The organism is Ensifer canadensis, from assembly GCF_017488845.2.
Taxonomy (GTDB): Bacteria; Pseudomonadota; Alphaproteobacteria; order Rhizobiales; family Rhizobiaceae; genus Ensifer; species Ensifer canadensis.
Genome location: NZ_CP083370.1, coordinates 1,732,432 through 1,756,516, shown reverse-complemented (window position 1 = coordinate 1,756,516; position 24,085 = coordinate 1,732,432). Strand labels below are relative to the sequence as shown.

General features: G+C 62.4%; 22 protein-coding genes and 1 pseudogene. 9 read left to right on the top strand and 14 right to left on the bottom strand.

Annotated features, from left to right (window positions below; all coding sequences use genetic code 11):
• Positions 1–46: 46 nt before the first annotated feature.
• The 6 genes from J3R84_RS08590 to J3R84_RS08565 all read right to left on the bottom strand — a co-directional run bounded on the left by J3R84_RS08590 (position 47) and on the right by J3R84_RS08565 (position 3,915).
• A complete protein-coding gene (locus J3R84_RS08590; RefSeq protein ID WP_025427317.1) occupies positions 47–577 on the bottom strand; it encodes a gamma carbonic anhydrase family protein in 531 nt (176 codons plus the stop codon).
• 131 nt (positions 578–708) lie between these two features.
• A complete protein-coding gene (locus tag J3R84_RS08585) occupies positions 709–1,395 on the bottom strand; it encodes a fumarylacetoacetate hydrolase family protein (RefSeq protein WP_025427316.1) in 687 nt (228 codons plus the stop codon).
• A gap of 67 nt (positions 1,396–1,462) precedes the next feature.
• Positions 1,463–1,666, bottom strand: coding sequence for a hypothetical protein (locus J3R84_RS08580; RefSeq protein WP_025427315.1), 204 nt, complete (start codon positions 1,664–1,666; stop codon positions 1,463–1,465).
• A 371-nt stretch (positions 1,667–2,037) separates the two neighbouring features.
• On the bottom strand, positions 2,038–2,277 hold the full coding sequence (locus tag J3R84_RS08575) for a DUF982 domain-containing protein (protein WP_025427314.1): 240 nt from the start codon (positions 2,275–2,277) through the stop codon (positions 2,038–2,040).
• 630 nt (positions 2,278–2,907) lie between these two features.
• Positions 2,908–3,291: a hypothetical protein gene (locus J3R84_RS08570; RefSeq protein WP_025427312.1), complete on the bottom strand. Its 384-nt coding sequence runs from the start codon at positions 3,289–3,291 to the stop codon at positions 2,908–2,910.
• Positions 3,292–3,453: 162 nt separating this feature from the next.
• Positions 3,454–3,915, bottom strand: a complete 462-nt coding sequence (locus J3R84_RS08565; protein WP_063963317.1) for a DUF3828 domain-containing protein — start codon at positions 3,913–3,915, stop codon at positions 3,454–3,456.
• Positions 3,916–4,367: 452 nt separating this feature from the next.
• Here J3R84_RS08565 and dusA point away from each other — a divergent pair, with 452 nt between their 5' ends.
• Complete coding sequence (dusA, locus tag J3R84_RS08560; RefSeq protein WP_025427310.1) at positions 4,368–5,459, top strand: tRNA dihydrouridine(20/20a) synthase DusA; 1,092 nt, start codon at positions 4,368–4,370, stop codon at positions 5,457–5,459.
• A gap of 551 nt (positions 5,460–6,010) precedes the next feature.
• On the opposite strand, the gene J3R84_RS08555 is transcribed toward dusA, so the two are convergent.
• Positions 6,011–6,223, bottom strand: a complete 213-nt coding sequence (locus J3R84_RS08555) for a cold-shock protein (protein ID WP_203528637.1) — start codon at positions 6,221–6,223, stop codon at positions 6,011–6,013.
• A gap of 1,087 nt (positions 6,224–7,310) precedes the next feature.
• On the opposite strand from J3R84_RS08555, the gene J3R84_RS08550 reads away from it, so the two are divergent.
• From J3R84_RS08550 to J3R84_RS08535, 4 genes and pseudogenes are all read left to right on the top strand, one after another.
• Positions 7,311–7,880, top strand: coding sequence for a J domain-containing protein (locus tag J3R84_RS08550; RefSeq protein WP_107027611.1), 570 nt, complete (start codon positions 7,311–7,313; stop codon positions 7,878–7,880).
• Positions 7,881–8,349: 469 nt separating this feature from the next.
• Positions 8,350–9,072 carry an LssY C-terminal domain-containing protein gene (locus J3R84_RS08545; protein WP_025427307.1) on the top strand — a complete coding sequence of 241 codons (723 nt, stop codon included), beginning with the start codon at positions 8,350–8,352 and terminating at the stop codon, positions 9,070–9,072.
• Between the two features lie 284 nt (positions 9,073–9,356).
• Positions 9,357–10,112 carry a bestrophin-like domain gene (locus tag J3R84_RS08540; protein WP_025427306.1) on the top strand — a complete coding sequence of 252 codons (756 nt, stop codon included), beginning with the start codon at positions 9,357–9,359 and terminating at the stop codon, positions 10,110–10,112.
• A 12-nt stretch (positions 10,113–10,124) separates the two neighbouring features.
• Positions 10,125–10,304, top strand: a pseudogene (locus J3R84_RS08535) (molecular chaperone DnaJ); the annotation flags it as partial.
• A gap of 575 nt (positions 10,305–10,879) precedes the next feature.
• Here J3R84_RS08535 and uvrB read toward each other — a convergent pair.
• Positions 10,880–13,918 carry an excinuclease ABC subunit UvrB gene (gene uvrB, locus J3R84_RS08530; RefSeq protein ID WP_203528657.1) on the bottom strand — a complete coding sequence of 1,013 codons (3,039 nt, stop codon included), beginning with the start codon at positions 13,916–13,918 and terminating at the stop codon, positions 10,880–10,882.
• A gap of 646 nt (positions 13,919–14,564) precedes the next feature.
• Between uvrB and J3R84_RS08525 the strand changes: the two genes are divergently transcribed.
• Complete coding sequence (locus J3R84_RS08525) at positions 14,565–15,632, top strand: FecR family protein (RefSeq protein ID WP_025427303.1); 1,068 nt, start codon at positions 14,565–14,567, stop codon at positions 15,630–15,632.
• 72 nt (positions 15,633–15,704) lie between these two features.
• Here J3R84_RS08525 and J3R84_RS08520 read toward each other — a convergent pair whose 3' ends face one another.
• From J3R84_RS08520 to J3R84_RS08510, 3 genes are all read right to left on the bottom strand, one after another.
• Positions 15,705–17,876 (bottom strand): CHASE2 domain-containing protein, encoded by a 2,172-nt coding sequence (locus J3R84_RS08520; RefSeq protein ID WP_025427302.1) that lies wholly within the window; start codon positions 17,874–17,876, stop codon positions 15,705–15,707.
• Between the two features lie 6 nt (positions 17,877–17,882).
• Positions 17,883–19,637, bottom strand: coding sequence for an adenylate/guanylate cyclase domain-containing protein (locus tag J3R84_RS08515; protein ID WP_025427301.1), 1,755 nt, complete (start codon positions 19,635–19,637; stop codon positions 17,883–17,885).
• A 64-nt stretch (positions 19,638–19,701) separates the two neighbouring features.
• Positions 19,702–19,950 (bottom strand): hypothetical protein, encoded by a 249-nt coding sequence (locus J3R84_RS08510; RefSeq protein WP_025427300.1) that lies wholly within the window; start codon positions 19,948–19,950, stop codon positions 19,702–19,704.
• Between J3R84_RS08510 and J3R84_RS08505 the strand changes: the two genes are divergently transcribed.
• Complete coding sequence (locus tag J3R84_RS08505; protein ID WP_057208711.1) at positions 19,943–20,605, top strand: aspartate/glutamate racemase family protein; 663 nt, start codon at positions 19,943–19,945, stop codon at positions 20,603–20,605. The two genes, J3R84_RS08510 and J3R84_RS08505, sit on opposite strands and share 8 nt — an antisense overlap.
• Before the next feature lie 199 nt (positions 20,606–20,804).
• On the opposite strand, the gene J3R84_RS08500 is transcribed toward J3R84_RS08505, so the two are convergent.
• Entirely contained in the window at positions 20,805–21,026 is a 222-nt protein-coding gene (locus tag J3R84_RS08500) for a hypothetical protein (protein WP_025427298.1), read from the bottom strand.
• A gap of 97 nt (positions 21,027–21,123) precedes the next feature.
• On the opposite strand from J3R84_RS08500, the gene J3R84_RS08495 reads away from it, so the two are divergent.
• Positions 21,124–21,681, top strand: a complete 558-nt coding sequence (locus tag J3R84_RS08495) for a GNAT family N-acetyltransferase (RefSeq protein WP_025427297.1) — start codon at positions 21,124–21,126, stop codon at positions 21,679–21,681.
• A gap of 22 nt (positions 21,682–21,703) precedes the next feature.
• On the opposite strand, the gene J3R84_RS08490 is transcribed toward J3R84_RS08495, so the two are convergent.
• The gene (locus tag J3R84_RS08490) at positions 21,704–22,147 is read right to left on the bottom strand and encodes a TIGR02594 family protein (protein ID WP_025427296.1); all 444 of its coding nucleotides are present in this window, start codon (positions 22,145–22,147) and stop codon (positions 21,704–21,706) included.
• A gap of 804 nt (positions 22,148–22,951) precedes the next feature.
• On the opposite strand from J3R84_RS08490, the gene J3R84_RS08485 reads away from it, so the two are divergent.
• Positions 22,952–23,305 carry a DMT family protein gene (locus J3R84_RS08485; RefSeq protein ID WP_025427294.1) on the top strand — a complete coding sequence of 118 codons (354 nt, stop codon included), beginning with the start codon at positions 22,952–22,954 and terminating at the stop codon, positions 23,303–23,305.
• A gap of 61 nt (positions 23,306–23,366) precedes the next feature.
• Here J3R84_RS08485 and J3R84_RS08480 read toward each other — a convergent pair whose 3' ends face one another.
• Positions 23,367–24,059 (bottom strand): RDD family protein, encoded by a 693-nt coding sequence (locus J3R84_RS08480; protein WP_082523667.1) that lies wholly within the window; start codon positions 24,057–24,059, stop codon positions 23,367–23,369.
• Positions 24,060–24,085: the final 26 nt, after the last annotated feature.

Here is a 24,085-nt window from a genome sequence, read left to right as displayed (position 1 = left end):
CGGTTTTCCGTCAGCGTTTTGTGACTCCGTTTAAACCGGAAACGCTCTAGTCGAGCTTCGTCAGCTGCATCGCATAGCGCTGCCAGTTCTTGACGTAGTGGCTGGCCGAGCGCTTCAGCCCTTCGACGGCGGCATCGTCAAGCGTGCGGATGGCCTTGGCGGGCGCGCCGACGATCAGCGAATTGTCGGGGAACTCCTTGCCCTCGGTCACCAGCGCATTTGCGCCGACCAGGCAGTTGCGGCCGATCTTCGCACCGTTCAGCACCGTTGCGCCCATGCCGATCAGCGAGTTGTCGCCGATGGTGCAGCCGTGGATGATGGCGCCATGACCGATGGTGCAGCCTTCGCCGATGGTCACGGGAAAGCCGGGGTCGACGTGAATGACGGTGTTTTCCTGGATATTGGTGCGGGCGCCGAGCCGGATCAGCTCGTTGTCGCCGCGCAGCGTGGCGCCGAACCAGATGCCGACATCCTCGCCGATTTCCACCTGGCCGATGATGTTGGCATCAGGCGCCACCCAGTAGCTGCCCTCAGTAGGCGTTTGCGGACGCAGCGGTCCAAGGGCATAGAGCGGCATCGGGCAATCCTTGTTGTTGGAGCATTCCCTGAAACCGCGTGCAGCGCTTCCTTTATCGGGAGATGCGTCAAGACAATGCGATGGGGCGCTTCCGCGATGCGTTCCGAAACGAAAGCGGAAGCGCTCCGATCTTAGAGAACGGTAACGGCAAGCGCCGCGACGCCATCGACGCCGCAGGTCACCGCGTCGCCGCGCACCACCGGACCGACACCCGAAGGGGTCCCGGTCATGATGATGTCGCCGGGGGCGAGCGTGAACAGCCGTGAAAGCTCCGAGATGACTTCGGGTATCTTCCAGATCATCTGCTCGAGATCGCCCTGCTGGCGTAGCTCGCCATTGACCTTCAGCCAGATATTGCCGTTGACGGGATGACCGATCGCCTCGACCGGCACGATCTCGGAAACAGGCGCCGAATGTTCGAAGGCCTTGGCCGCTGCCCAGGGCTTGCCCGCCTTCTTGGCCTCGGCCTGCAGGTCGCGGCGGGTGAAGTCGATGCCAACAGCATAGCCGTAGACGCAGTCGAGCGCCTGTTCGACAGGGATGTCGGCGCCGCCGCTTTTCAAGGCGACAACCAGCTCGACCTCATGGTGCACATCGGCCGTGCGCGGCGGATAGGGGAAGGTCTTATCGGCCACCAGCAGGTTGTCCGGGTTCTTCTGGAAGAAGAACGGCGGTTCGCGATCCGGGTCGTGACCCATCTCGATGGCGTGGGCCGCATAGTTGCGGCCCACGCAATAGACCCGGCGCACCGGAAAACCCACGAGGCTACCGGCGATCGGCAACAGGACGGGTGGTGAAGGTGGAATGACTGTTTGCATGATTGTCCGGCTGTTTCGAATCCCAGCCGGACGTTAACACCCTGTTCGGGTGCTGCAAGGGTTTATCTCAGGCGCAGCAGGCGTAGGCTTGCAACTGGGCGCGCGTGAGAAACCGTCCATCCGACCGAGAGTTCAGTTCCGGATGGCTGTATTCGAGGCTCGGTACTTGAAGTTCCAGGGCTTGGCGCACGGTCATGATGCCGACATCGCGACGATCGCCGTCGCGCTTCACACTGACTTCAACGATGCGATAGAGATTCTGCTCGCTCATGATATCTCTCCCGTTTTCGTCGTCCCTTTTTTCTGGGACATTATGCTTTTTCCCTTGATGGGACTCAGACGCTTCGAAATTGGTTTTTGTGAGGCACCTCATGATATAGCGCAGAGAAATGAAGGCTTCACGACAGAAATCGGGCCATTTCCGGGAAATTTGCGTGCTATTTGAAGATGCTGCGCCGAATCGGCACGGTAACTCCACCACCGGATGCCATGCTCAGGCACTGTCTGGGGCGCGATCGCGCCGCCGCAAGTCATTTCTTCCAAGAGGGCGCAGATGCCAATCAACAGGCCCTCCGGCGTGCTCTTCGCATGCCAACGGCAAGGGGCGAGTGCAGGGCACTCAATGCGGGTGGCAAATGCCTCTTAATGCGCTTTCAATTCGGCTTCATTTGCAGCCGAGATGAACAGCGATCGCGCTTCTTCCACCGTGCGACGGCCGTCGATGGCGGCGCGGCAGGCGCTGCGGGCGGCGACGTAACTCGGTCCGCGCCGCGGCCAATGGTCGGCAAGGCAGGCAAGCGCGTCTGACGGGCCCTTGACGGTGCGGACATCGCCCGTCACGAAGTCGAGTTCGATCGGCTGGTTCCAGATGATTTGATGCATGCGTCTCCTCCTCGAGATCATCTCAATGAATGTCGGCATCGCGACTGCTTGCGACAGGGCTCCTCCCACGCGGCAAGGGTCAACTGTGCTAATGTAGCGCAGGATAACGCTTTTGTAAGCAGCTTTTCCGGGTGCGTCTTGCCGAAGCACAACCGCTGGACTTCGCCCCTAGGCCGAGGTCGATGTCTCCGCCAAGCGTGAGGCGAACAAGCGGCCGACGACAAGCAGCAATTGCTCATTGGTCGTGCCGGCCAGATATTCGTCGATCAGCATGCGTGCATGGCGGCGGGCACGGGCGCTGTCGCGCGGCCAGTGTTGCTCGGCGCAGATGTTGTCGAAGACGCGCTGCAGCGTGTCGATATCAGGGCTGCGACAGCGCGATACATTGTGTCGAGCACAAAGGGTTCACGTCTTTCTCCCCCGGCACCCAAGCCCCGGTGCCCGGCGAACTATGCCATAACCCCCCATAATAGAACCCCTTGGGAATAAGGGATTCGCGAAGCGGATTGGAGAGAAAGCTCGATCAGCGCCAGGCGCTCGTCTGGACGGGCAGGGCGAATTTCGAGCGCGGGCATCTCCGCCTTTCTGAAGCATTGCCGCGACGCTGGTGCCCGCAGCGCTGTCGCCGGTTCAGGCCGGTCCGACGCCTGCCACCTTGGTCTGGCGGCCGCCTTCCTCGATCCTGACATAGTCGGGTCCGATCCGGGCGAATTGGTCGCAGCGCCTGCCACCATCCTCGAAGGTGATGCAGACTTCGTCGCCCGCAATCGTGTAGGTTCCGCCGTCGCGCACTTCGTAATCGCGGTAGCCATATCGGCCGTCGGCAAAATAGGAGGAGACGACGCCGTTAATGGTGTAGCGCAGCGACTTGCCGACGATAAGGGCCCGAAGATCGGTGCCGGAGAGCGTCGGCACGGAAGGCGGTTTCGGCTTCGCGATCTCCTGATCCTCGAGCGCCACTGACTGGCAACCCGCGAGCTGGAGGGTGAGGAGTGCCACGATCGCACGTTTCATGCCGTCTTCCCTTGTTCCTGCCTTCTGTATCGATACAGGGACGCTGCCCTAATCGCCTGTGATACCGCCTGTCAAGCCGAAGATGCTTGCGTCTGGTTGTTTGCGCGGCCCGGCCACCTGCGAATTCGTTTCCGTGCTGCGGTTCGAGCCATATCTACCGCTTCAATATTGCGCGTTGGCGAAGATCTCGCTCAACGTCCACCGGGTATCGCCCTCGGTGCTTTCGATGTCGTCGACCTGCCAGTTTCCGGCTTCGTTCATCAGACTGTAGCGCAGGGTGACGGGCGCCGAAAAATTCTCGAAGCGCACGGTGACGACAGCGGATGGGCCGGTGATTTCGGCCTTGCCGATGCGCAGGTTGGCGATGTCCCAATCCTGCCCGTTGATGACGGGGTCAAAGCCGATGGCGCCGACCTCACCCTGGCTCTTCTCCGCGTCGGTCTCGTAAAGCTTGGTGAGATCGTTGGAGAAAAACGCGTCGCGCTCCGAGGTGTCGCCGTCGCCAAGATATGGCGCATAGAGCGCCTCGATGAGCGCGGTCGGGGACCTGAATGGCTGAGCCCAGGCGCCTGTTGCAACCGCCGTCGCAAGCCCCAGCACAAAAGCAAATATGACATTTTGCATGAATGGTCCCCGATCGAGTCGCCTGTGATTTTTTATCAAGGATGACGGCTCGAGCGTGAGCCATTTTTGGTGCGTTTTTGCGCCCGGCTTTCCGGCCCCGCCGAACTGCCTCCGCCCGACGAAGGCTTCGGATGTCGCGACGCAAGTCTTGCAGGCGGCAGGGCGCAAGCCATCAAAGTCTGCCAGAAACTCTGGCGCGAAATGAAGCGTCTGTCGCAACAGCCCGTGGCGTTGCCGGCATTTCTGATCCGAAGCGTCCCGCCGTGCCGTTCGCGTGAGCAGCCACGCCCGATGACGGCGATCCGCAGCCAGGAGCCTTGCTGCCCGTCAAAGGCTCGCTTTCTTGCCTGCGCCATTATATAAGCCGGCAACGGTACAAGACGCTGGCCGTCGGCGGGCGCGTGGCCATCGCGCTGCCCTTTGCCGCCGCGAGCGAACAAGAGACAGAAGAAATGACTGAGAACGCAGCAAAATCTGCGGCCGGAAGAGCGTATTTCAAGGCTCCGATCTTCGCCGTGGCGCCGATGATCGACTGGACCGATCGGCACTACCGGTTTTTTGCGCGCCGGCTTTCGCGGCATGCGCTGCTCTATACCGAGATGATCGTCGCCGACGCGATCCTCAGGGGCGATCGGGTGAAGCTGCTCGGTTTTGATGCGTCGGAGCATCCGGTGGCGCTGCAGCTGGGCGGCAGCGATCCGCGCAAGATGGCGGAGGCGGCCCGCATTGCCGAAGCGTTCGGCTATGACGAAATCAACATGAATGTCGGCTGCCCGTCCGACCGGGTGCAATCCGGCACTTTTGGCGCCTGCCTGATGCAGGAGCCTGGCGTGGTGGCGGAATGCGTGGCGGCGATGAAGGCCACGGTCACGATCCCGGTGACGGTGAAATGCCGCATCGGCGTCGACGAGCAGGATCCGGAAGTGGCGTTGCGCGATCTGGTGTCGCGCGTCGTCGACGCCGGTACGGACGCGGTCTGGGTCCATGCCCGCAAAGCCTGGCTGCAGGGGCTCTCGCCCAAGGAAAACCGCGACATCCCGCCGCTCGACTACGCTCTCGTGCACCGGCTGAAGGCTGAAAACCCTAATCTTTTCATCGGCCTCAACGGCGGACTTCAGACTTTGAATCAGTCGCTTGACGAGCTCAAGCATCTCGATGGCGTGATGCTCGGTCGGGCCGCCTATCACGACAGCGCCATGCTTTCGTCGGTCGATGGCTTTTTCCCGCATCCGCTGACCGGCGCGCCGACGCTGATTCACGACGCTGCCGACTTCTCAGAGCGCGGCCACCGGCTGGACCTGTCCTTCTGGGCGGAATTGCGCGAAGCGATGGCCGATTATGCGGCCGGCCACATCGCCAATGGCGGCCGGCTCGCCCATGTCACGCGGCATATGGTCGGGCTGTTCCAGGGCTGGCCGGGTGCACGGCGCTACCGCCAGATCCTGTCGTCTGACGCCACCCGCCAAGGGGCTGGGCCGGAGGTCATCCACGCCGCCTTCGATGCCGTGTTCGAGGCGGCAGCCGCAAAGCAGGCGGCCGAGTAGGTCCGGAGACGTCGCGGAACGTCATCCTCTGCATGTCGCAGAGGGCCAGCGTCGGCACGGCCGGAATGTCTCACATGGCGACTAGGGACTGCGCCTACAGCTGCAACCTTGCGCCGCGGACGCGGCGCTGCTGGATTTCTGTGACGAGCACAGAAATGAGGGGCGACTTGTTCGAGGCAGAGCGGTGGCCCCGCTTGCTGGCCACATGGTGTGTTGTCGATCCTCACGGTGATCGAGAACGCCTGAGGCCAAATGAAAAGAGCTGGCGGACCCGCCAACATCGGCCGTCGTCCTCACACCGACGCGAGTCTCTCATTTGAGCCGGCGCCATACTCAGCCTTGAACCGCTGTCATCCTCGGCCTTGAGCCGATGATCCCCCTGGCCGCCCCGCGAATACTTGCGGATGCGGATGCCGAGGTCTCCTCGGTCGAAGCGAAGGCGGCTTCCGGCCAATGCGTCGGCACCCGCCCCGACACAAACCAACAGCCCAAACGAAAACGGCGCCCCCTGGGGAGCGCCGCTTCCAAAAAGTCCAGTCGGACGATCCGGCTTACGAAGCCTGGATGTTGACGGCCTTCGGGCCCTTGCCCATGCGGTCAGCTTCGGTGTCGAACGTGACAACCTGGCCGTCCTTCAGCGTAGCAAGGCCAGCGTCCTGTACAGCGGAGATGTGGACGAATACGTCCTTAGCGCCGCCGTCCGGCGTGATGAAACCAAAACCCTTGTCCTGGTTGAAGAATTTTACGGTGCCCTTAGTGGCCATGGAAGAAGTCCTTTTCCTTCAGTCTTAAAGCTATACCCGCGCCCCCGTGAGGATGTGGGTGTGTCGTCTTCCGCATACAAGCGGATAGGCGTCGAGTAGTCACGATAACGGGGAAAGAACGTCCATTTGCCGCTTCCGGCCGGCCCGGCAAGCCGGGCACAAAAGAGAAAGTCCAGTCTCCGGGATTGAAAACGCCCGAACGGTAGCAGCAGTGACAGTATTTGCAAAAAAACGCAAGAGCCATTCGCGCGGCTTATTTCGGGAAAATGTGCCGCCAACCACAGCATTCTCAGGGGTTTTGGGCTTCTGCAATTCAAAGCGCCACAGCGACCTTGGCGCGTCTGATTAGACGCGCGGCGCTGTAGCGGCTGCCGCTTGGTGCAGACGAACGGCGAGGGGACGCAGAGCCGGGCGGGCTATCGGCGAGCATGTTGCAGACTGCCGCGTTCCGGCCGCTGGATGATCGCGATCTTGGTGTCATTCCTCAGCGGGCAACCATCGCCGCTATCGGCAAAAGTGGAAGAGGCGACCAAGGTTTTGGGGCAGGCGCGTGCCGCAGAAAAGAGCGAAGGTCACCCGCGGCGGGCGGAGTGCGTGTGAGGGCCGTTGATGGCGACGTCCGTTGATTGTCGCGGCCACGCGCGGGCCGATAAGCAGCCGAACAAGCGGGCCGAACGCGCATCGGTTTCCGCGTGCGCCAAGGTGCGTCGCCCTTCGATGGGCCGCCTTCCGGCCATCGCTCCTGTTGCGGGCGACGCAGGTCACGTGGTCGGTTTGCGCCGTAACCATTGGTCCTGCATGGAAAAATCGGGGACGGCCCGTTTCCGACCACAATTTCGTCCCGACCACGGACGAACGTGCGCGCCGCCGCGTCGGAAGGGCGAGTGCTTCGGCGCGCCTCGACTTGATGAACGCGGCGCCCGGATGCGGTGATGATCCCATCACGCCGCATCAGCACTTGAACAAGTTTGGGATAACGCGCAGGCTTTACCGGTGATTGGTTCCGGTCTTCGGTTGCGTGCGTTAGGTCAGGCGGAGAAATCGGAATGCGAGACGAACAGGGGGCAGCGTGATCGATCCCTACGAGATGCTTGGCGTGGACCGCGACGCGAACGACCAGGCCATCCGCACGGCCTATCGCAAGGCGGCCAAGGCGGCCCATCCCGACTCGGGCGGCGATGCCGAGCAATTCGCCCGGCTGCAGGCGGTCTATGATCTCCTGAAGGATCCGGTGCGCCGCAAGGTCTTTGACGACACCGGCTACGACCCGCAGCTCGCCGAGCCGCGCGACCTCAAGGGCCTGATGATGCTGGAGACCCTGGTCAACGACTTCATTCTCGACGAGCGCGAGCCCGGCAGCTTCGACCCCGTCGCCGCCATGCGCCGCAAGCTTTCCGACGATATCGTCAAGAGCCGCTTCCACATCCTCGAGCTGGAGCGCCACCGCGCCCGCGTGCGAAAACACCTCGACCGCCTCGGCCGCCGGCCGGAAACCGACGTCCTCGGCTCGATGCTGCGCGCCCGCTCACGCTCGATCGCCGAGGCGATCAAGACCACCGAAGAGCAGATCAAGACGATCGAGCAGGCCTATGAAATGCTGGAAGGCTATTCCTACGAGCTGGAGGCGCTGGAGGTAAAGGCGCACGCCGCGGAGTAGCGCTGCTCGCATCTTGCCGCAGAAGGCAAGGGAGCCGTGCCGCTCGCCACTCGCGGCCCGACGCCGGCAGCCTGCGGACGTTCTGCCTCCAACTGGCCGTCACTGCGCTTGAAAACGCGGCGATCCGGTTCGCGTACAGCGCCGCGCGTCTTAATCAGACGCGCAAAGTCGCTGCAGCACTTTGAATGGCCGCCTGTTTTGCTATGGGCTTTGCGAGATGCAGGAATACTCGTCAACGGCGTGCAGCTGCAGCCGTCTGCACCATACTCGACGGTCGTTTTTGGGACACGCAAGGCGGTCGCGTCGGTTCAGAGCGCAGGGAATGAGTTTGCGGCGGTGGTGGCGGAACGGAGACGGGCTGGTGCAGGATCGGCATGACCATAACCACACGTTGCTTTCCTGGCTGTTTCAGGTTTAGCTGATATCGCCTTTAGCTGATATCACCGCACCGGGACTAGGGTGAACGCAGATGACCCGTCGCAGGAAACTTCATGCATCTCTGAGCGTCCTGGCGGTTGTGCTGGTCGCCTATCTGCTGGTCAGCTATTTCCTGCTGCCGGAGCTCTGGATCTTTCACGACAGGAGCCGGGTTGACGATTTTAGCGCCATGGTCACCACCACCGAGCAGGATATTCCCGGCGACCCTATCAACGTCGGCCTCGTTGGCTCCAAGGAACAGGTGATCCGCGCCTTCGCCGCGGCCGGCTGGGATCCGGCCGACAAGATAACCCTGCGATCCTCCGTCGACATCGGATTGAGCGTGGTGCTCGATCGGCCGGACCTCGATGCACCGGTCAGCCCTTTGTTCTTCGAGGGCCGGAAACAGGATCTGGCGTTTGAAAAGCCCGTCGGTAACAGCGCCGACGAGCGAAACCACGTGCGCTTCTGGCAGACCAAACATACCGGCTCGGATGGCAAGCCGCTTTGGCTCGGCTCGGCCAGCTTCGACCGCGGTGTCGGCTTCAGCCACGACACCGGCCAGATCACCCACCATATCGGCCCGAACCTGGACGCAGAGCGAGACTTGGTCATCGGCGATTTGCAAAAGGCCGGACAGGTTTCCTCGACCTACGACATCCCCGGCATAGGCGCCACCACGACCGGCCGCAACGGCGGTGGCGATCCCTATTTTACCGATGGCAAGGCGCTGGTTGGAGTGCTGGGGCAGGTGACGGCTGGCACTGGCGGCTAAAGCGTGGCCCGCAAGACGATGGCTCAAGCTCGGCGATGTCGTGAACTGACGACCGGGCTGCCGCGGATTCGAGACCGTCGGCCAACACCTCAGCCGTTGCGGACTTTGATAAAGTTCCTATCCTACAGCGCCGCGCATCTGACTAGATGGGCAAAGGTCGCTGTAGCACTTTGAACTGCTGCATGTTTCTTTAAAGCGAATAGGATTTAAGGAAACATGCAGTAGCCGCCCATGGGACGCGCCAGACGGACAGAGGGCAGTGGAATAACGGGAACGGGGCCGGAATGAGTGCGATCTTGATTGCCGTTGCCGCGTTCCTTTGCCTGAGTGTGGCGGCGCTTGGCATGATGCACCTCTATCCGAAGCTGCCGGCGCGTCATCGCGATGATGACACCAATACCGTCGTGCGGCTCGTTGCCAATATCTTCGTGGTCATGGCGTCGTTGGTCTTCGGCCTGATGATCAATTCGGCCAAGAATACGTTCGAGGGGATCGACGACAATGTGCATTCCTTCGCCATCAATCTGATCCTTCTCGACCGGACGCTCAGGACCTATGGCCTCGCCGGCAACGATGCGCGGCAATATCTGATCGCCTATGTAGAGGGGGTGATTGCCGATCCCGAAAGGGTCGACAATGTGCAGCACCAGGGACCCAATTCCACGCAACAGCGGCTGGATACGGTCGGTAGCAGCCTCGCGGCCATTCAGCCCGCCGACAGCCTGCATGAATCCATGCTGGTGAGTGCCCGCCAGCAATATAACCGCATCGTCGAACAGCGCTGGACGATCGTCGAGCAATCGGAAGGCGCAATACCGATGCCCGTCATCGGCATGCTGATGGCGTGGATGACGCTGATCTTCGCCAGCTTCGGCTATCGCGCGCCGCAAAACGTCGTGGTCGTCGCCATGTTCGTGGTTTCGGCGATGTTCATCGCCGCCTCTGTCTATGTCGTGCTCGACATGGACATTCCGTTCACCGGCGCGATCCTGATTTCAGATGCGCCCCTGCATAGGGCGCTGGCGGAGATGAAGCTGTAGCGCGGAGCGGTGATGCATGCTGGGCTAGCCGCTGCCGTCCGCAAAGCTTTGCGCGATTCCGGGCAATTTGCCCGGCTGCAGGCGGCCTGCGTTCTCCTGAAGGATCTGGTGCGCCGGAAGATCCATGCCGACACCGGCTACGATCCGCAACTCGCCGAGCCGCGCGACCTCAAGGGCCTGATGATGCAGGAGCTTGATAGGCACAGGGGGGGTGGAGTTGAATTAGCCAGCCCATCATTCGATTAAGACGTGCGGGGGTACTCAAGCCATCGGGCCGGAGCGCGGTCTTATGGAAAGCTAAAGCAGAGGAAGCCCACGTGGCCGCATAAGGCAGTCCTGTTTGGCCAGGCCGCCTGAGGCGACGGAACTGGATGAGTTCAGTTCTGCCGAATGATTGACGACTCTGCGGCTGCTCTCCCAAAAAGAACTATGCTTTGATGTAGCGGAAGTTAAACGCAGATGCGTTCTCATTTACGGGTTTGATTCGACCGGAACCTCTCAGTTTCTGGAGTGCCAATTTAACTTTCTGCATATCATCCTCGCCGCGCGGTCATCTCGTCTGGTCAGGTCACGTCGACAAGATACTCATAGAAGTGGATCCCAAGCTTGACGCCAGCGATAGGCTTTGCAACCCGCGCCGCCCTCACATTGAATGGCGCTGCGCCTTGAGAAAGGTCCTATCCTTGGCGCGTCTGGTTCGCGCATACTGGGCGTGGTGTGATGAGAGCTGCGCCGGGATAACGCAAACTTGTTCGCCGTTGCCGACGCTACTTCCCCGGCCGCCCCGTCTTGCCCTTCGTCCGCCCCTTCTGACGCTTTTCGTCGACGGGGTCTTCATAGGAACCGACGCCCGGTTTGGCGCGGATGAGCGGCTTGTCCGGCAGCTTGCCGATGACGGGTTTTTCGGTGCGGCCGACAGTCATTTCGTCGAGGCTGTTCTTGCGGAAGAGCGATTGGCTCTCGGCATCCTTGCGGCCGGCCGGCGTTGCCACGTCGCGGCCCATTTCGTCGAGTTCGGGCTTGCGAAACAGCGGGCGTTCGGTGTCGGTGCCCGGACCCATGTCGTCGAGCGACGGTTTCTGGAACAGGGAATTGTCGTCCGCGATGGTGGTGGGTCCTCGGCTCAAGGCTGAGGATGACGGCGAGGGGGAGGCCTTACCGCTATTTGGTGCCGTTGCCTTTTTCCGCCCCGTTCCACCTTCGATCGCCTTGGCTTCTTCCCGTGCCATCGGGTCGTCCATGGCGGCGAGTTCGGCGGCTTTGAGGCGCTTGATCTCGTCGCGCAGGCGGGCGGCCTTTTCGAAGTCGAGGTCGGCGGCGGCGTCGCGCATCTGCTTTTCCAGCGCGTTGAGGTGCGCCTGGAGGTTGTTGCCGACGAGGTGGCCGCCATCGGCAAAGCCCTTGCCGGCGACGCCGGAGATGTCGGCGCGCACGTGGTCCTTCTCGTAGACCGAGTCGAGGATGTCGGAGATCTTTGCCTTTACTGATTCCGGCGTGATGCCGTTGGCCTCGTTAAAGGCCATCTGCTTTTCGCGGCGGCGGCTGGTTTCGTCCATGGCGCGCTGCATCGACCCGGTGATCTGGTCGGCATAGAGGATGACCTTGCCGTCGACGTTACGCGCGGCACGGCCGATGGTCTGCACCAGCGACGTCTCCGAGCGCAAAAAGCCTTCCTTGTCGGCGTCGAGGATGGCGACGAAGCCGCATTCGGGAATGTCGAGGCCTTCGCGCAGGAGGTTGATGCCGACGAGCACGTCGAAAGCACCCAAACGAAGATCGCGGATGATCTCGATGCGCTCCAGCGTGTCGATGTCGGAGTGCATGTAGCGGACGCGAATGCCCTGTTCGTGCAGGTATTCGGTCAGGTCCTCGGCCATGCGCTTGGTCAGCACCGTCACCAGCGTGCGGTAGCCGGCAGCGGCCGTCTCGCGGATTTCGCCCAGCACGTCGTCGACCTGGGTTTTCGCCGAGCGCACTTCCACCGGCGGATCGATCAGGCCGGTCGGGCGGATGACCTGTTCGGCAAAGACACCGCCGGACTGCTCCATTTCCCAGCTGCCGGGCGTGGCCGAAACCGCGACGGTGTCGGGGCGCATGGCGTCCCATTCCTCGAAGCGCAGCGGACGGTTGTCCATGCACGAGGGCAGGCGGAAGCCGTATTCGGCCAGCGTCGCCTTTCGGCGGAAGTCGCCGCGATACATGCCACCGATCTGGCTGACGGAGACGTGGCTCTCGTCGATGAACAGCAGCGCGTTGTCGGGGATGTATTCGAACAGCGTCGGCGGCGGCTCGCCGGGATTGCGGCCGGTGAGGTATCGCGAATAGTTCTCGATGCCGGCGCAGGAGCCGGTGGCCTCCAGCATTTCGATGTCGTAGCGGGTGCGCTGCTCCAGCCGCTGGGCTTCGAGGAGGCGGCCGCCCTTTTCCAACTCGGCCAGCCGGTGCTTCAGCTCTTCCTTGATCGCCTTGATGGCGCCGTTCAGCGTCGGGCGCGGGGTGACGTAGTGCGAGTTGGCGTAGATTTTTACCGATTTCAGGTCGCCGGTCTTCTGGCCGGTCAGCGGATCGAACTCGGTGATGGCGTCGATCTCGTCGCCGAACATGGAGATGCGCCAGGCGGCATCTTCCAAGTGGGCCGGAAAGATTTCGATGGTATCACCGCGCACGCGAAACGAGCCGCGCTGGAAATCCATGTCGCGGCGCTTGTATTGCTGCGCCACCAGGTCGGCCAGCAGCTGCCGCTGGTCGAGCGTGTCACCGACGCTCATCTGGAAGGTCATGGCGGTATAGGTCTCGACCGAGCCGATACCGTAGATGCACGAGACCGAGGCGACGATGATGCAGTCGTCGCGCTCCAGCAGCGAGCGGGTGGCCGAGTGGCGCATGCGGTCGATCTGCTCGTTGATCGAGGATTCCTTCTCGATGAAGGTGTCCGAGCGCGGCACGTAGGCTTCCGGCTGGTAGTAGTCGTAATAGGAGACGAAGTACTCGACCGCGTTGTCGGGGAAGAAGTTCTTGAACTCGGAATAGAGCTGGGCGGCCAAGGTCTTGTTGGGCGCGAGGATGACGGCGGGGCGCTGGGTCGCCTCGATCACCTTGGCCATGGTGAAGGTCTTGCCCGAGCCGGTGACGCCGAGCAGCACCTGGCTGCGCTCGCCGGAGGCAAGGCCCTCGACGAGATCGGCGATCGCCGTCGGCTGATCGCCGGCGGGCTCGTAGTCGGAGACCATGCGGATCTCGATGCCGCCTTCGGATTTCGGCGGCCGGGCAGGGCGGTGCGGCGTCCAGAGCTTGCCGTCCTTGAACAGCGGATTGCCGCTCTCGATCAGCGCCGACAGCGCCTCCACGGTGGCGGTGACGCCGGAAGTGGACAGCTTGTCGGCATCCTCAAGCGACACGTCGAGGCCGGCGACCGGATTGAGGCCCGCCGCGGCGCGCGTCTTCGGGTCGGTCGTGCCGCCCATGGACGTCCCGCGGGACGTCCTTCCGCTCACGCTGTCGGCGCCTTGCGCCTTCGCTCCGCGTGGGCCTCGCATTGGCTCGGACGCCCCTTCGGGCTTGCGGCCTGCGGCCGATTTCGCGGCGATCTCCACCTTCTTGCGGTGCTTGCCGGCCTTGGAGGCGACCTCGCGCTGGCTCTCGAAGGCGGAAGCCTCGGCATCGGCCTCGAGCTGTTTCACCCAATCGGAGACGTTGCCGGATAGCGGCGTTCCCGACAGCGGCGCCTGCGGGACTTCCTCGAAGCCGCCGGGCACTGTGGTTTTCCTGGGGGGATTTTTTGCAGACGTCTTCGGATCCTGGGCCATGGCGGGAATATGGACAGAGTCATAACGAAAATAAAGGGGGAATGAGTACAAAAGGGAAACGAAATGCATGGATTCTTCCGGGTGTTTACCGGTCCTGGGGCGACGGTTTGCCCATGTCGGTGGCCGAGCTTGCCCGCCAACGGGGAGAGGTAGTCTGCGGGCGCATGTGCGACCCCCGATCTAGCAAGATCAACTGGAGCTTGCAGTCGTTCCAACTGCTGCATCTTGCCGTCATCGGTTCCGGCTCAAGAAAACAGCCGGCAATGACGCCAGTCGCAGCTGAAAGCGCGACGCTTGCATCGTGTGCATCTTGGCTTCCCTATGGCCCGGCGGAAGCAGACTACCAGCCCGTTCGCCTTGGCCAGGCAATGCCCACCGTTTCCTCGTCTTCCTGTCGGCTCACGGCAGCTTTCGACGGGTGGCTTCCGGTGTGTCGGTGCATTGAGTTGTCTATCTGGCGTTGTATTTGCGCCTGCCGTTCGTGAGGCAACATGCCCGGCGCATCTGGCGTTTTGGACGTATTGTTTTCGCGCCGGCAACGGGGAGGGGTTAGCTTTTGCTAGTTCTGGTTGCCGCCGGTTACCTCGAATGGGCGAGCAGACATCCGGCCATGCCGCGTGGTAAAAAGAGTGGTTTGGAGGGGCTCATGTCGCGTTTGCGCAGTGCCGCACTCATCGCTGTTAGTGCCACGCTTTTTTGTCCAGTGCCGAGCTTTACTGCCGAGCCCATTGGCCAGGCAGTCTCGATCAGGACGGAAGTCTCCGGCAAGAGTGGTCCGTTGGCGGTCAGGGACCCGGTCTACCGGGATGAACGGATCCGGACGTCAAAGTCCGGCCTTGGACAATTCGTCTTTCAGGACGGGACCAAGCTGGCTGTCGGCTGGGGATCATCCGTGGTCATCGATCAGTTCGTCTATGACGGCAGCAAGTCGGTGAAGAAACTGACGATCATGGCCGCCAAGGGAACCTTTCGCTGGGTCAGCGGCAAATCCAAACATTCGGCTTACGAAATCGTCACGCCGGCCGGCACCATCGGCGTGCGCGGCACGGCGTTCGATTTTTATGTCGGCAGCGATGGAACGACCGCGATGGTGCTGCTCAGCGGCGCGGCGAGCTTCTGCGGCGCCGGCGGATGTCGCCAGCTGACGCAGCGCTGCGACTGTGTGGTGGCAAAGCCCGGCGGCGCCGTCAGCCAGGCCAGCCGTGTCAACCGCCGTACGCTGCAAGCACTCGGCAACGCCCAGGCCTTGCCGTTCTTGTCTGGCGGCCAGCGGCTTTCCGGCGCCATGGGTTGGGCCGGAGGCGGCTGCGGGCTACGGGCTGCAATCCAGCGCGAGAGTTCTCCGGCGCAGCAACCGGATCCGGTCGTCCGCGAAGAGCCTAAGCCGGAAACGCCGCGACCACAAAAGCAGCTTCGCGAACAGGGCCATGACAAGCATGATCGAGGTGTGAAGCACGATCGAGGTGAGAAGCATGATCGCGGTGGCGAGAAGCACGACCAGGGCCGCGACAAGCAGGATCAAGGCGGCGACAATCAGGATCAGGGCGGCGACAACAACGACACCGGACCTGGCAGCACGGAACAGAGCAGCGGCAATCAGACCAACGGCACTCAGAGCAGCGCCGGCCAGAACGTCGGCGCCCAGAGTGGCGGCAACAGCCAGGATGGCGGCAAACGCGGCGGTGGCGACCGTGGTCGCAACACCGGTGAGTAGCAGGAGACCGCGCAATAGGTGCCCCACCGGGCTGCCAAACGCGTCCTTGATGGTGACAATGACGATTGATCGCTACTCGGCGATTCGGCTTTCCTGCTCGGCGGGAACATCGATGAAATGCTCCGCCCGGCGAGTGATCCTGCCGTAGAAGGTCACCAGACCCGGCGTGATCGCCGCCGCCTTGAGCTTGGCGGCATTGGCCAGGCTGCGGCTGGTCGAGGCGCGTGCACGCAGGTTTTCGATCAGCCTCGAATGTAGTCTGTGCAACTCACCGAAGTCGAGCGAAGAGGCGACGCCTTCGTCGCCGGCGACGGCAAAGAGCCGGGTTCGCGTCGTCTTTCCCTTCAGCCCCAGGGCGCCTGCTTCCAGCAGCGCGCAACCGGGCAGCGCCTGCGCCGTCGCTTCCGATACGAGAATGTCGAAGCTCACCTCCTTGCACGCCGCCTCGATGCGGGCGGCGATGTTGACCGTGTCGCCAACAGCCGAATAGTTGAAGCGCGTCTCGGCGCCCATGTTGCCGACACAGGCGATCCCCGTATGGATACCGATGCCGATACCGACCGCCTGCGTCGCGCCGAAACCGAAGGCGTCGTCGGCATTGAGCCGCGCCAAGGTCTCACGCATGCCGAGCGCTGCCCGCAGCGCCTTTCGCGGATGGTTGGCGACATCGACCGGTGCGTTCCAGAAGGCCATGATCGAATCGCCGATGAACTTGTCGAGCGTGCCCTCATTGGCAATGACGTGCCGGCTCAGCGCATCGAGCAGGGTGTTGAGAAAGGTAACGACATCGGTCGGCGCCATGCGCTCGCTGATCTCGGTGAAGCTGCGCACGTCGACGAACATGACCGTCAGTTCTCGATCGTCGCCGCCGAGCCGAAGGGCGTTGCGATTGTGTTCGATCCGATAGAGCAACGACGGTGAGAGATAGCGGCCGAAGGCCTGGCGAACCTCGCGGCGCTCGCGGTCGGTGACGAGGAAGCGGAACGCCGTGGCCGAAAAATGGGTGATGGACGCCGCAAGGATCGGCGCCAGCGGATCGAAGAGCAGGCCGGCATAGGCGAACGCGACCCATGAGGCGACGAGCGCCAGCGCCGTGATCGCCATGCCGCAGGCAAGCGCCATGACGGGACTGACGAAAGTCGTCAACAGCACGAGCAGGCAGCCGGCAATCGCAATCGCCAGGATTTCCAGGCCATTGGCCCAGTCCGGGCGAGAGAGATAGTGGCCGGAGAGGATCTGCTCGACGATCTGGGCATGCAGCGAGACGCCGGGAACGTTCTGGCCGAGCGCCGTCGTGCGAACGTCCTGCAGGCCGGCGGCGGAGGTGCCGATGAACACGATGCTGCCTTCGATTGCCGCGCTGACGTCGGGAGACATGTCTCCATCCTCGAGAATGCGCCGTGCGGAGACATAGCGCTCGGTTGTATCGGGACTGACGTAGAGCCAGAGTTCGCCGGCGGCGGTCAAGGGCACGACGAAATCGCCGATCTTGGCAGCCGTCATCGTATCGGGCAGGTCGGGCGCGCCGGCGATGACATAGGTCGATGCGCCTTGCGCCACACGCAGCGCCTCCATTGCGAGACTAGGGTAGAGTTGCTGGCCGTCGCTCAGGAACAGGGGCACCGCTCGCACGACGGCCGAGGAGTCGCTGGGGTTGAGGCTGATATGGCCAAGACCGGCGGCATTGCTCTCCAGTTGCGGTCGCAGCGGCGTGGCCGACAGAATGCGCGGCGGTGCGCCGATCGGACTTTCGCCGGTGAAGGCGAAGCCCGCCTTGACCGGCGGCAGGTAGCTTCCTTCGTTGGTCAACCCGAAGCCGAGGACGACGGGCTTTTCCGCGATCGACTGTGCAAAGACCTCGTCATTGTCGGGCAGGCGCTCAAGCAGCGTGGGATCGATCTCCGGCACGTCGCGCAATACGTTGCGTGGCGACAGCCGATCCGGCTCGGCAAACAGGATGTCGAAGGCGATCGCCGACGCCCCCATCTCCGCCAGCCTGTCCGTCAGCTTCGCCAGCCGGTCTCGCGGCCAGGGCCATTGCCCGAAGGCGCGCAGCGAGGCTTCGTCGATATCGACGACCTTGACCGGCATCGGCTCGTAGGCGCGCGGGGACAGCCGCTGATATTCGTCGAAGGTGACGTCGCGCGCCTGTTTCAGAAGCTGCGGATCGCTGGCGCGCAGCAATGTCAGGACTACCACGACGGCCAGACCGATCACGACGCCGAGCTGTTGCGCACGTGTCATGGCGCCTCACGGTATAGCGGGCAGGCCCGCCTTGCGCAGCCCGTCGGTGAAATGCGCGTAGTCGGCGGGATCGACATAGGCGGTGAGGATCTGCCAGTAGCGCTTGAGATCAGAGGGGGCGTTGGCGATCGCCTCGTCGATAAGCTTGCAGGTATCCTCCGTGCGCCCGAGCTGGCCGAGGCAGGCGAGCACAACGACCAGATTGAAATAGGTGCGCCGCAACAGCAGTCCGCGCTCGGCATGGTGCTGCGCCTCCTCGTAATTGCCGAGATGATAGTGGGCAAGCGCGAGCCGGTTAAGGAAGAGATAGGTCAGCGGATCGTGCGGGCTCAGACGCAAGGCCTTGTGCAGTGGATCGAGCGCTTCGGCGAAGCGGCCGATGAAAATGCGGGCCCAGCCGAGTGCCATATAGGCCAATGCGAGATTGGGGTTGAGATCGATCGCCTGCTGCGCTTCGGCAACGGCCGCATGCGGACGATGGGCTGCGAAATTGGCAAGGCACATGACGTAGTGCGAATAGGGATCCCGATCTTCGAGCGCGATGGCGCGCTCGGCTGCGGCGAGCAGTTCAGTCCTGTCGCGGTCGATATCGTCGCTGAAGCCGAAGAAACATCGGGCGTAGAGCGAACGCGCCAGCATCATATGGGCGCGGCCGAAATCCGGATCGAGCGCGATGGCACGACGATGCCAGTCGATCGCCTCGGAGAAATGCGCGGCCGTGTCCTGGGCGTTGTGCAGCAGCGTGCCGCGCATATGGCATTCGTAGGCGTCGAGGTTCTCGGTGCCGCGCAACAGCGCTCGCCGATTTTCGCCGATCAGAATTTCCGGCTCGATGGCGGCGACGACGTGCTGGGTGAGTTCGTCCTGGATGGCGAAGATGTCCGCCACTTCGCGATCGAAGCGCTGCGCCCAGAGATGCACGCCGGTCTCGGCCTCGATCAATTGCCCGGTGACACGCACGCGGCTTCCTGATCGGCGCACGCTGCCCTCGACGATGTAGCGCACGCCGAGATCGCGGCCGATCTGCTTCGCGTCCGCTGCGTGCCCCTTGTAGGCGAAGGAGGAGTTCCGCGCGATGACGAAGAACCAGCGACAGAGCGAGAGCCCGGTGATGATGTCCTCGGTCAACCCGTCGGCGAAGTAGTCCTGGCCGGGATCGTCCGACATGTTGAGGAAGGGGAGCACGGCGATCGACGGCTTGTTCGGCAGGCGGAGCGGCATGCCGGGCAGGTCGGGCACCGTCGGGTCTTCGCGCCAGTCGACGCTGTGCACCAGCACCGGCCGCGGCATGTTCTTGAGCGTCTGCTCGCCGAGCTTGACCATGGGGAAGTCGAGCTTGCCCTCGATCTGGTCGTGCAGCGTTCCCGAGATGCAGACGCCGGCCGGTCGCGCCACCTGCTGCAGCCGCGCTGCGACGTTGACGCCGTCGCCCAACAGGTTTGTGCCTTCGACCACGACGTCGCCGAGATTGATGCCGATGCGGAACTCCATGCGTTTCTCCGGCGCCAGATCGGCATTGCGGCGTTGCAGGGCGCGCTGGATAGCAACGGCGGCGCGGACCCCCTGGACGGCGCTGTGGAACTCGGCGACGACGCTGTCACCGGCAGTGCTGAAAATGCGACCGCCATGCTCGGCGACGAGGTCGCCGATCGTGGCGCAATAGGTGCCCAGCGTCGCAAGCGTACCTTCCTCGTCGGTCGCGACGAGGCGACTATAGCCAGCGACATCGGCAGCGAGGATGACTGCGAGCTTCCGTTCCAAAGGGGCAAGCCCCTCCCGCGGCGTACAGCTAGAGGAAATTAAGGGTAACGTAATTTAGCAATATCTAGAAGCGCGAAAAGCGCGGCGATCGTGTGTCGGCATCGATTGCTGCGCCGATTTTGGGGCCATTTGCGGGCCGAAGGCGCTTTCGCCCGTGGATTGCACGTTTGAAGCGATGGAAGGACCTGCGTTGTGTTGGGGGCCTCAATCCCTGTTTCCAGCCGGCGACGTAACGTGCGAAGTTTACCGGCAGCGAGTGGCCGACGGCGACCGCAAAGCGCGAATCCAGCGTGAGGGAAAGCATCTTGATCATCGCGTGCCTGCATACCGCCGACAGCAACGTCGCCGTCTTCGAAGCCGCCGCGCGCGAACTCGGCCTTGCCGCGGGCGTGCTTCGCCATGCGGTGCGGCCGGACCTGCTCGAGGCTGCGGAACGGGCAGGCGGGCTCACCGACGATATAGCCGAGGAGACGGCTGCAGCGCTGACGGCGCTTGCAGGCGGCGCCGACGCCGTGCTCCTCACCTGTTCGACGCTCGGGCCGAGTACCGCGATCGTGCGTGAAGCGCCGGTGCCGGTGTTGCGGACTGATGCCGCGCTTGCCGAAAAGGCAGCGTCGATCGGAGAAAAGGTGGTGGCGCTCTGCGCCGTCGAAACGACCGTGGCGCCGACCACTGCGCTTTTTGCCGAGGCCACGAAGCGAAAGGGTGTGGCGCTCGAGGTGCGTCTCGTCGCAGGCGCATGGGGTCTGTTCAAGGCCGGTGACCGCGATGGCTATCTCGCCGCAATCGCCGATGCAGCCGACGCCGCCTATAACGATGGCGCGGCGATTGTCGCTCTCGCTCAAGCCTCCATGGCCGGGGCGGCCGAGCTTGTGCGTCGAGGAACGCGCCCCTTGACGAGCCCGTCTGCGGGGCTGAGCGCCGCGTTGGAACAGATCGCGCAGATGGCCTCGCGGGTTGCGCGATGAGTAGAGTGTTTGATTGTTGATTCAAGTGTTTAGGGCGAAGATTTAAAATTCGGAATCCGGTTGCCGGCGTCACGGATTGCCGTGACGCGGCGGGTCTATGCGGAGAGGATCTTTCGCCCAGCAGCCAATTTTGGAACCGTGCTGTCTTCCTTTCAACCCCGCCGGCTTGATTGCCCCAGACGTCGACCTCCATCGGGCGCTATGCCTCGATGGTCATTCGCGCCATCCAGAGGCGTTCGGCGCCGCCTTTGAAGATGAGGCGAAGCAGCCGCTCGACTGGTTCGTCAACCGGCTGACCATCGCCACGGTCATTGGCGGTTTCGATGCTGCCGGCGGGCTTGTGCGTTATGCGCCTGACGGTTCCGCCGGGGGCGGATCGCGTGTGGTTGGCGAAGATATGGGGATAAGCGTTTGTCTTCATGGAGAAAACTCTAGAAACGTATCGTCGTTATCGCTTACTTGGGCGTTCTATCGAAAGACTGTTTCGACGGACCAAATTCCGTCGATAGGATGCCGCCATGAACGCCCTGATACGACTGACCCGTGAAGACGATGCGCCAGCGCTGCCCGATATCGAGAGATCGTCGGGTGAGGCATTTCGCACCGTGCCCGAGCTTGCCTGGATTGCTGACGACGACGTCCAGTCGGTCGCATCGCATCTGGAATTCGTTCGCTCCGGTCTTTCCTGGGTTGCGGTCGACGATCGCGACCGCCCGCTTGGATTTCTTTGCGCCGAGATCAGCGATGGTGCTCTGCACATCTGGCAGCTCGCGGTGCTGCACGAGCGGCAAGGCCTTGGACTTGGGCGCGCCTTGTTCGCAGCCGCTATCGCGCATGCGCGCGACCGCTCGCTTGGCGAGGTGACGCTGACCACGTTCCGCGAACTCGTCTGGAACGAGCGCTTCTATCGCAAGCTCGGCTTCCTGACGCTCGGCGAAGAAGAGCTCGGCTCGCGGCTGGCCCAGATCCTGGCGAAGGAGGCGACAAACGGCCTACCGGCCGAGCGGCGCTGCGCGATGCGCCTGTCGCTCGACGGTGCGCAGCCGGACATGCGCGACGATAGCCTCGTTCGTTGACCGCAGATCTTTCCGTCGTCGGCTAACGTCTAACTGCGACCACCTGACCGCGGGTGAACTGCGAAACCGTGACGCGACCCGATTGGTTGCCGCCAATCACCTTCGCCGTCGATTTGGACAGGGCGGAGATGATGCCGACGTGATAGCTGCGGCCGGTGCGCACAACGATGATGTCGCCGGGACGGGCATAGGACAGCTTGACCGGCGCGCCGAAACGCAGCCAGGAGCGGGCGATGCCGAAGCTTTGTGGCGGTGTTCGGCCAGCCTTACGGGCTATCAAGCCCATGAAGTGGCCGCACCAGGGGGTGCGGGCCGGATTGATGCCGAGCGCGGTCCGGAGCCGCTTGTTGTTCTTGACCTCGTGCAGGCCGTTATATTGCTGGGCCTGGGCCAACATGCCCGCCGTGGCCACATCCGGTGTCAAAAGCGCGACATAGGCAGCCGCGAGAAACGCCAGGACCTTCATGGTCAGGTCTCCTTGCCAAGTTGTTTGGTGCGTGCATCCCGGATGTGCCTGGCGATCGCCGAACACTGCCCCCGGTTTTCATCTGCATCGATCACTGTTTTCGGGGATATCGGCGGTTCGCGCCTCGTGCGTTGCACCTTGAACGCAGCATCAGCGCGTCGGCGAACCGCGATGAAACGCGGTGCCAACTTCACGGCGATTGCCGTCGGAGTGTGGTATTCCCCTGCCTGTCCCGTCGGACGGTGCGCGGACTTTGCTCACCGTCTGGTGCAAAATTGTGGCAAAGGGCAAAAAATACGAATATTCGTGCGCAATCTAATCCATTTGGGTTAGATATCGCCGTGTTTTCTGGGTTTGGTGCGTTATTTTTGTGTTCTGCCTGGCCCCTGGCGCAGGCACCGCGATCCATTGATCGCATCTTCGGGCCCTAATTAAGGCAGCAATGTCAATTGTAGCCGAATGCGGCAGAACGGGCAAAGCCATGGAAAGGAACAGGAATCGACGCGGGCGGCCGCAAAGGTCGGGCGACCGCGCACCAAGGCGCCGGAGGTCGGGCGGCAGAAGTTGATGGATGCCGGCGCGTCGCTGTTCCTCGAACGCATAACTCCATGCGACGACGATCAGCGGCATAGCTGCGCCGACCGGCGCAAATTAACGTCTTTACAGCAGTTTACCGGGATTTTGTCAACGACAAATTCAGGTCTCGTGCGCTGCCGATCGCGCGTCTCAGATGATGTTTGCGCTTGTCATAGCGCGAGCGGCAAGATCATCCTGCCGGAACGATTCGCGCCTTCGAGGATCCTCATGTCGTTCTCCATCAATCCGGCCTATCTCTGGCCGATCCTGCTGCTCCTGATCTCCAACGTCTTCATGACATTCGCCTGGTATGGGCACCTGAAATACACGTCGTCGCCGCTGTACATGGCGATCGTCGCCAGTTGGGGCATTGCCTTCTTCGAATATTGTCTGGCCGTGCCGGCAAATCGTATCGGCCACGAGGTCTACTCCGCGGCACAGTTGAAGACGATGCAGGAGGTAATCACGCTCTTGGTGTTCGCGGCGTTCTCGGTCTTCTGGCTGAAGGAATCGATCGGCTGGAACCATCTCGTCGGCTTCTCCCTGATCGCCATCGGTGCCTCGTTCATCTTCAAGGGGTGAGCGGGTCAGCCTACTGCATAATTCCTTAAATCGAATCTGCTTTAGCGGTAAAATTATGCAGCTAGTTCAAAGCGTTACAGCGTTCTTGGCGCGTCCTGTTTGACGCGCGGCGCTGTAATGGCGTCATCTGTCCGTCAGGACGCTGTCGCTGCAGGTGAACCCGCCGTTCGCTGAACGGTTCGCCTGACGCGACATGGGAGCCAGTCAGACGATCGTAGATTGTCTGGCCGCGCCAGCGCATGAAGGGAAAAACCCACCAGATCAGAGCGAAAAGCGTGAAGACCAGAAAGCTGGCCAACAGGATGACCTGGGCGGGAGCGCCGAAAACAGTCACGGTTTCGACTGCATCCATCAGAATGTCGCCGGTGCCAAAGATCGCTAACGCCGACAGGAGCATCATCGGCGCACCGAATACAGTGAGCAGTATTGACGGCAGCATCCGTAACGTCTCTCGCTTGGCGGCCGAGGCAAACGGCAGCGGTTCGCCGTTGCCCTGAACCACGCGCAAGGCGAGCAGCCGTTTGCCGGGCGTGGTGCCGAAGCGTGCTATGAAGCCGGCACTGCACAAGCAGAAGAAAACCAGCGGCGCGAGTTGGTCCAGAACGCCGCGTCCGACCTGCATGGATTCAAATTCAATCGGCTTGCCGGTCTCGTCGATCGCAAGACTGATCGAGCGTTGTGCCGGTTTGTCATCAACATCGATCAATGTTGAAACGAACGCCCTGCCTTCGGGCACTCCCCATATGGACGTCATGCAGATCTGGTTCTCACGCGTCTGTC

What these genes read in the sequence shown, in the direction of transcription:
- J3R84_RS08495 (WP_025427297.1), top strand. Translation starts at nt 21,124, where the DNA reads ATGAACGCCCTGATACGACTGACCCGTGAAGACGATGCGCCAGCGCTG.
- J3R84_RS08550 (WP_107027611.1), top strand. Translation starts at nt 7,311, where the DNA reads ATGCTTGGCGTGGACCGCGACGCGAACGACCAGGCCATCCGCACGGCC.
- J3R84_RS08580 (WP_025427315.1), bottom strand. Translation starts at nt 1,666, where the DNA reads ATGAGCGAGCAGAATCTCTATCGCATCGTTGAAGTCAGTGTGAAGCGC.
- J3R84_RS08490 (WP_025427296.1), bottom strand. Translation starts at nt 22,147, where the DNA reads ATGAAGGTCCTGGCGTTTCTCGCGGCTGCCTATGTCGCGCTTTTGACA.
- J3R84_RS08540 (WP_025427306.1), top strand. Translation starts at nt 9,357, where the DNA reads ATGAGTGCGATCTTGATTGCCGTTGCCGCGTTCCTTTGCCTGAGTGTG.
- dusA (WP_025427310.1), top strand. Translation starts at nt 4,368, where the DNA reads ATGACTGAGAACGCAGCAAAATCTGCGGCCGGAAGAGCGTATTTCAAG.
- J3R84_RS08480 (WP_082523667.1), bottom strand. Translation starts at nt 24,059, where the DNA reads ATGACGTCCATATGGGGAGTGCCCGAAGGCAGGGCGTTCGTTTCAACA.
- J3R84_RS08565 (WP_063963317.1), bottom strand. Translation starts at nt 3,915, where the DNA reads ATGCAAAATGTCATATTTGCTTTTGTGCTGGGGCTTGCGACGGCGGTT.
- uvrB (WP_203528657.1), bottom strand. Translation starts at nt 13,918, where the DNA reads ATGGCCCAGGATCCGAAGACGTCTGCAAAAAATCCCCCCAGGAAAACC.
- J3R84_RS08575 (WP_025427314.1), bottom strand. Translation starts at nt 2,277, where the DNA reads ATGCATCAAATCATCTGGAACCAGCCGATCGAACTCGACTTCGTGACG.
- J3R84_RS08485 (WP_025427294.1), top strand. Translation starts at nt 22,952, where the DNA reads ATGTCGTTCTCCATCAATCCGGCCTATCTCTGGCCGATCCTGCTGCTC.
- J3R84_RS08590 (WP_025427317.1), bottom strand. Translation starts at nt 577, where the DNA reads ATGCCGCTCTATGCCCTTGGACCGCTGCGTCCGCAAACGCCTACTGAG.
- J3R84_RS08510 (WP_025427300.1), bottom strand. Translation starts at nt 19,950, where the DNA reads ATGATCAAGATGCTTTCCCTCACGCTGGATTCGCGCTTTGCGGTCGCC.
- J3R84_RS08500 (WP_025427298.1), bottom strand. Translation starts at nt 21,026, where the DNA reads ATGAAGACAAACGCTTATCCCCATATCTTCGCCAACCACACGCGATCC.
- J3R84_RS08555 (WP_203528637.1), bottom strand. Translation starts at nt 6,223, where the DNA reads ATGGCCACTAAGGGCACCGTAAAATTCTTCAACCAGGACAAGGGTTTT.
- J3R84_RS08545 (WP_025427307.1), top strand. Translation starts at nt 8,350, where the DNA reads ATGACCCGTCGCAGGAAACTTCATGCATCTCTGAGCGTCCTGGCGGTT.
- J3R84_RS08520 (WP_025427302.1), bottom strand. Translation starts at nt 17,876, where the DNA reads ATGACACGTGCGCAACAGCTCGGCGTCGTGATCGGTCTGGCCGTCGTG.
- J3R84_RS08525 (WP_025427303.1), top strand. Translation starts at nt 14,565, where the DNA reads ATGTCGCGTTTGCGCAGTGCCGCACTCATCGCTGTTAGTGCCACGCTT.
- J3R84_RS08585 (WP_025427316.1), bottom strand. Translation starts at nt 1,395, where the DNA reads ATGCAAACAGTCATTCCACCTTCACCACCCGTCCTGTTGCCGATCGCC.
- J3R84_RS08570 (WP_025427312.1), bottom strand. Translation starts at nt 3,291, where the DNA reads ATGAAACGTGCGATCGTGGCACTCCTCACCCTCCAGCTCGCGGGTTGC.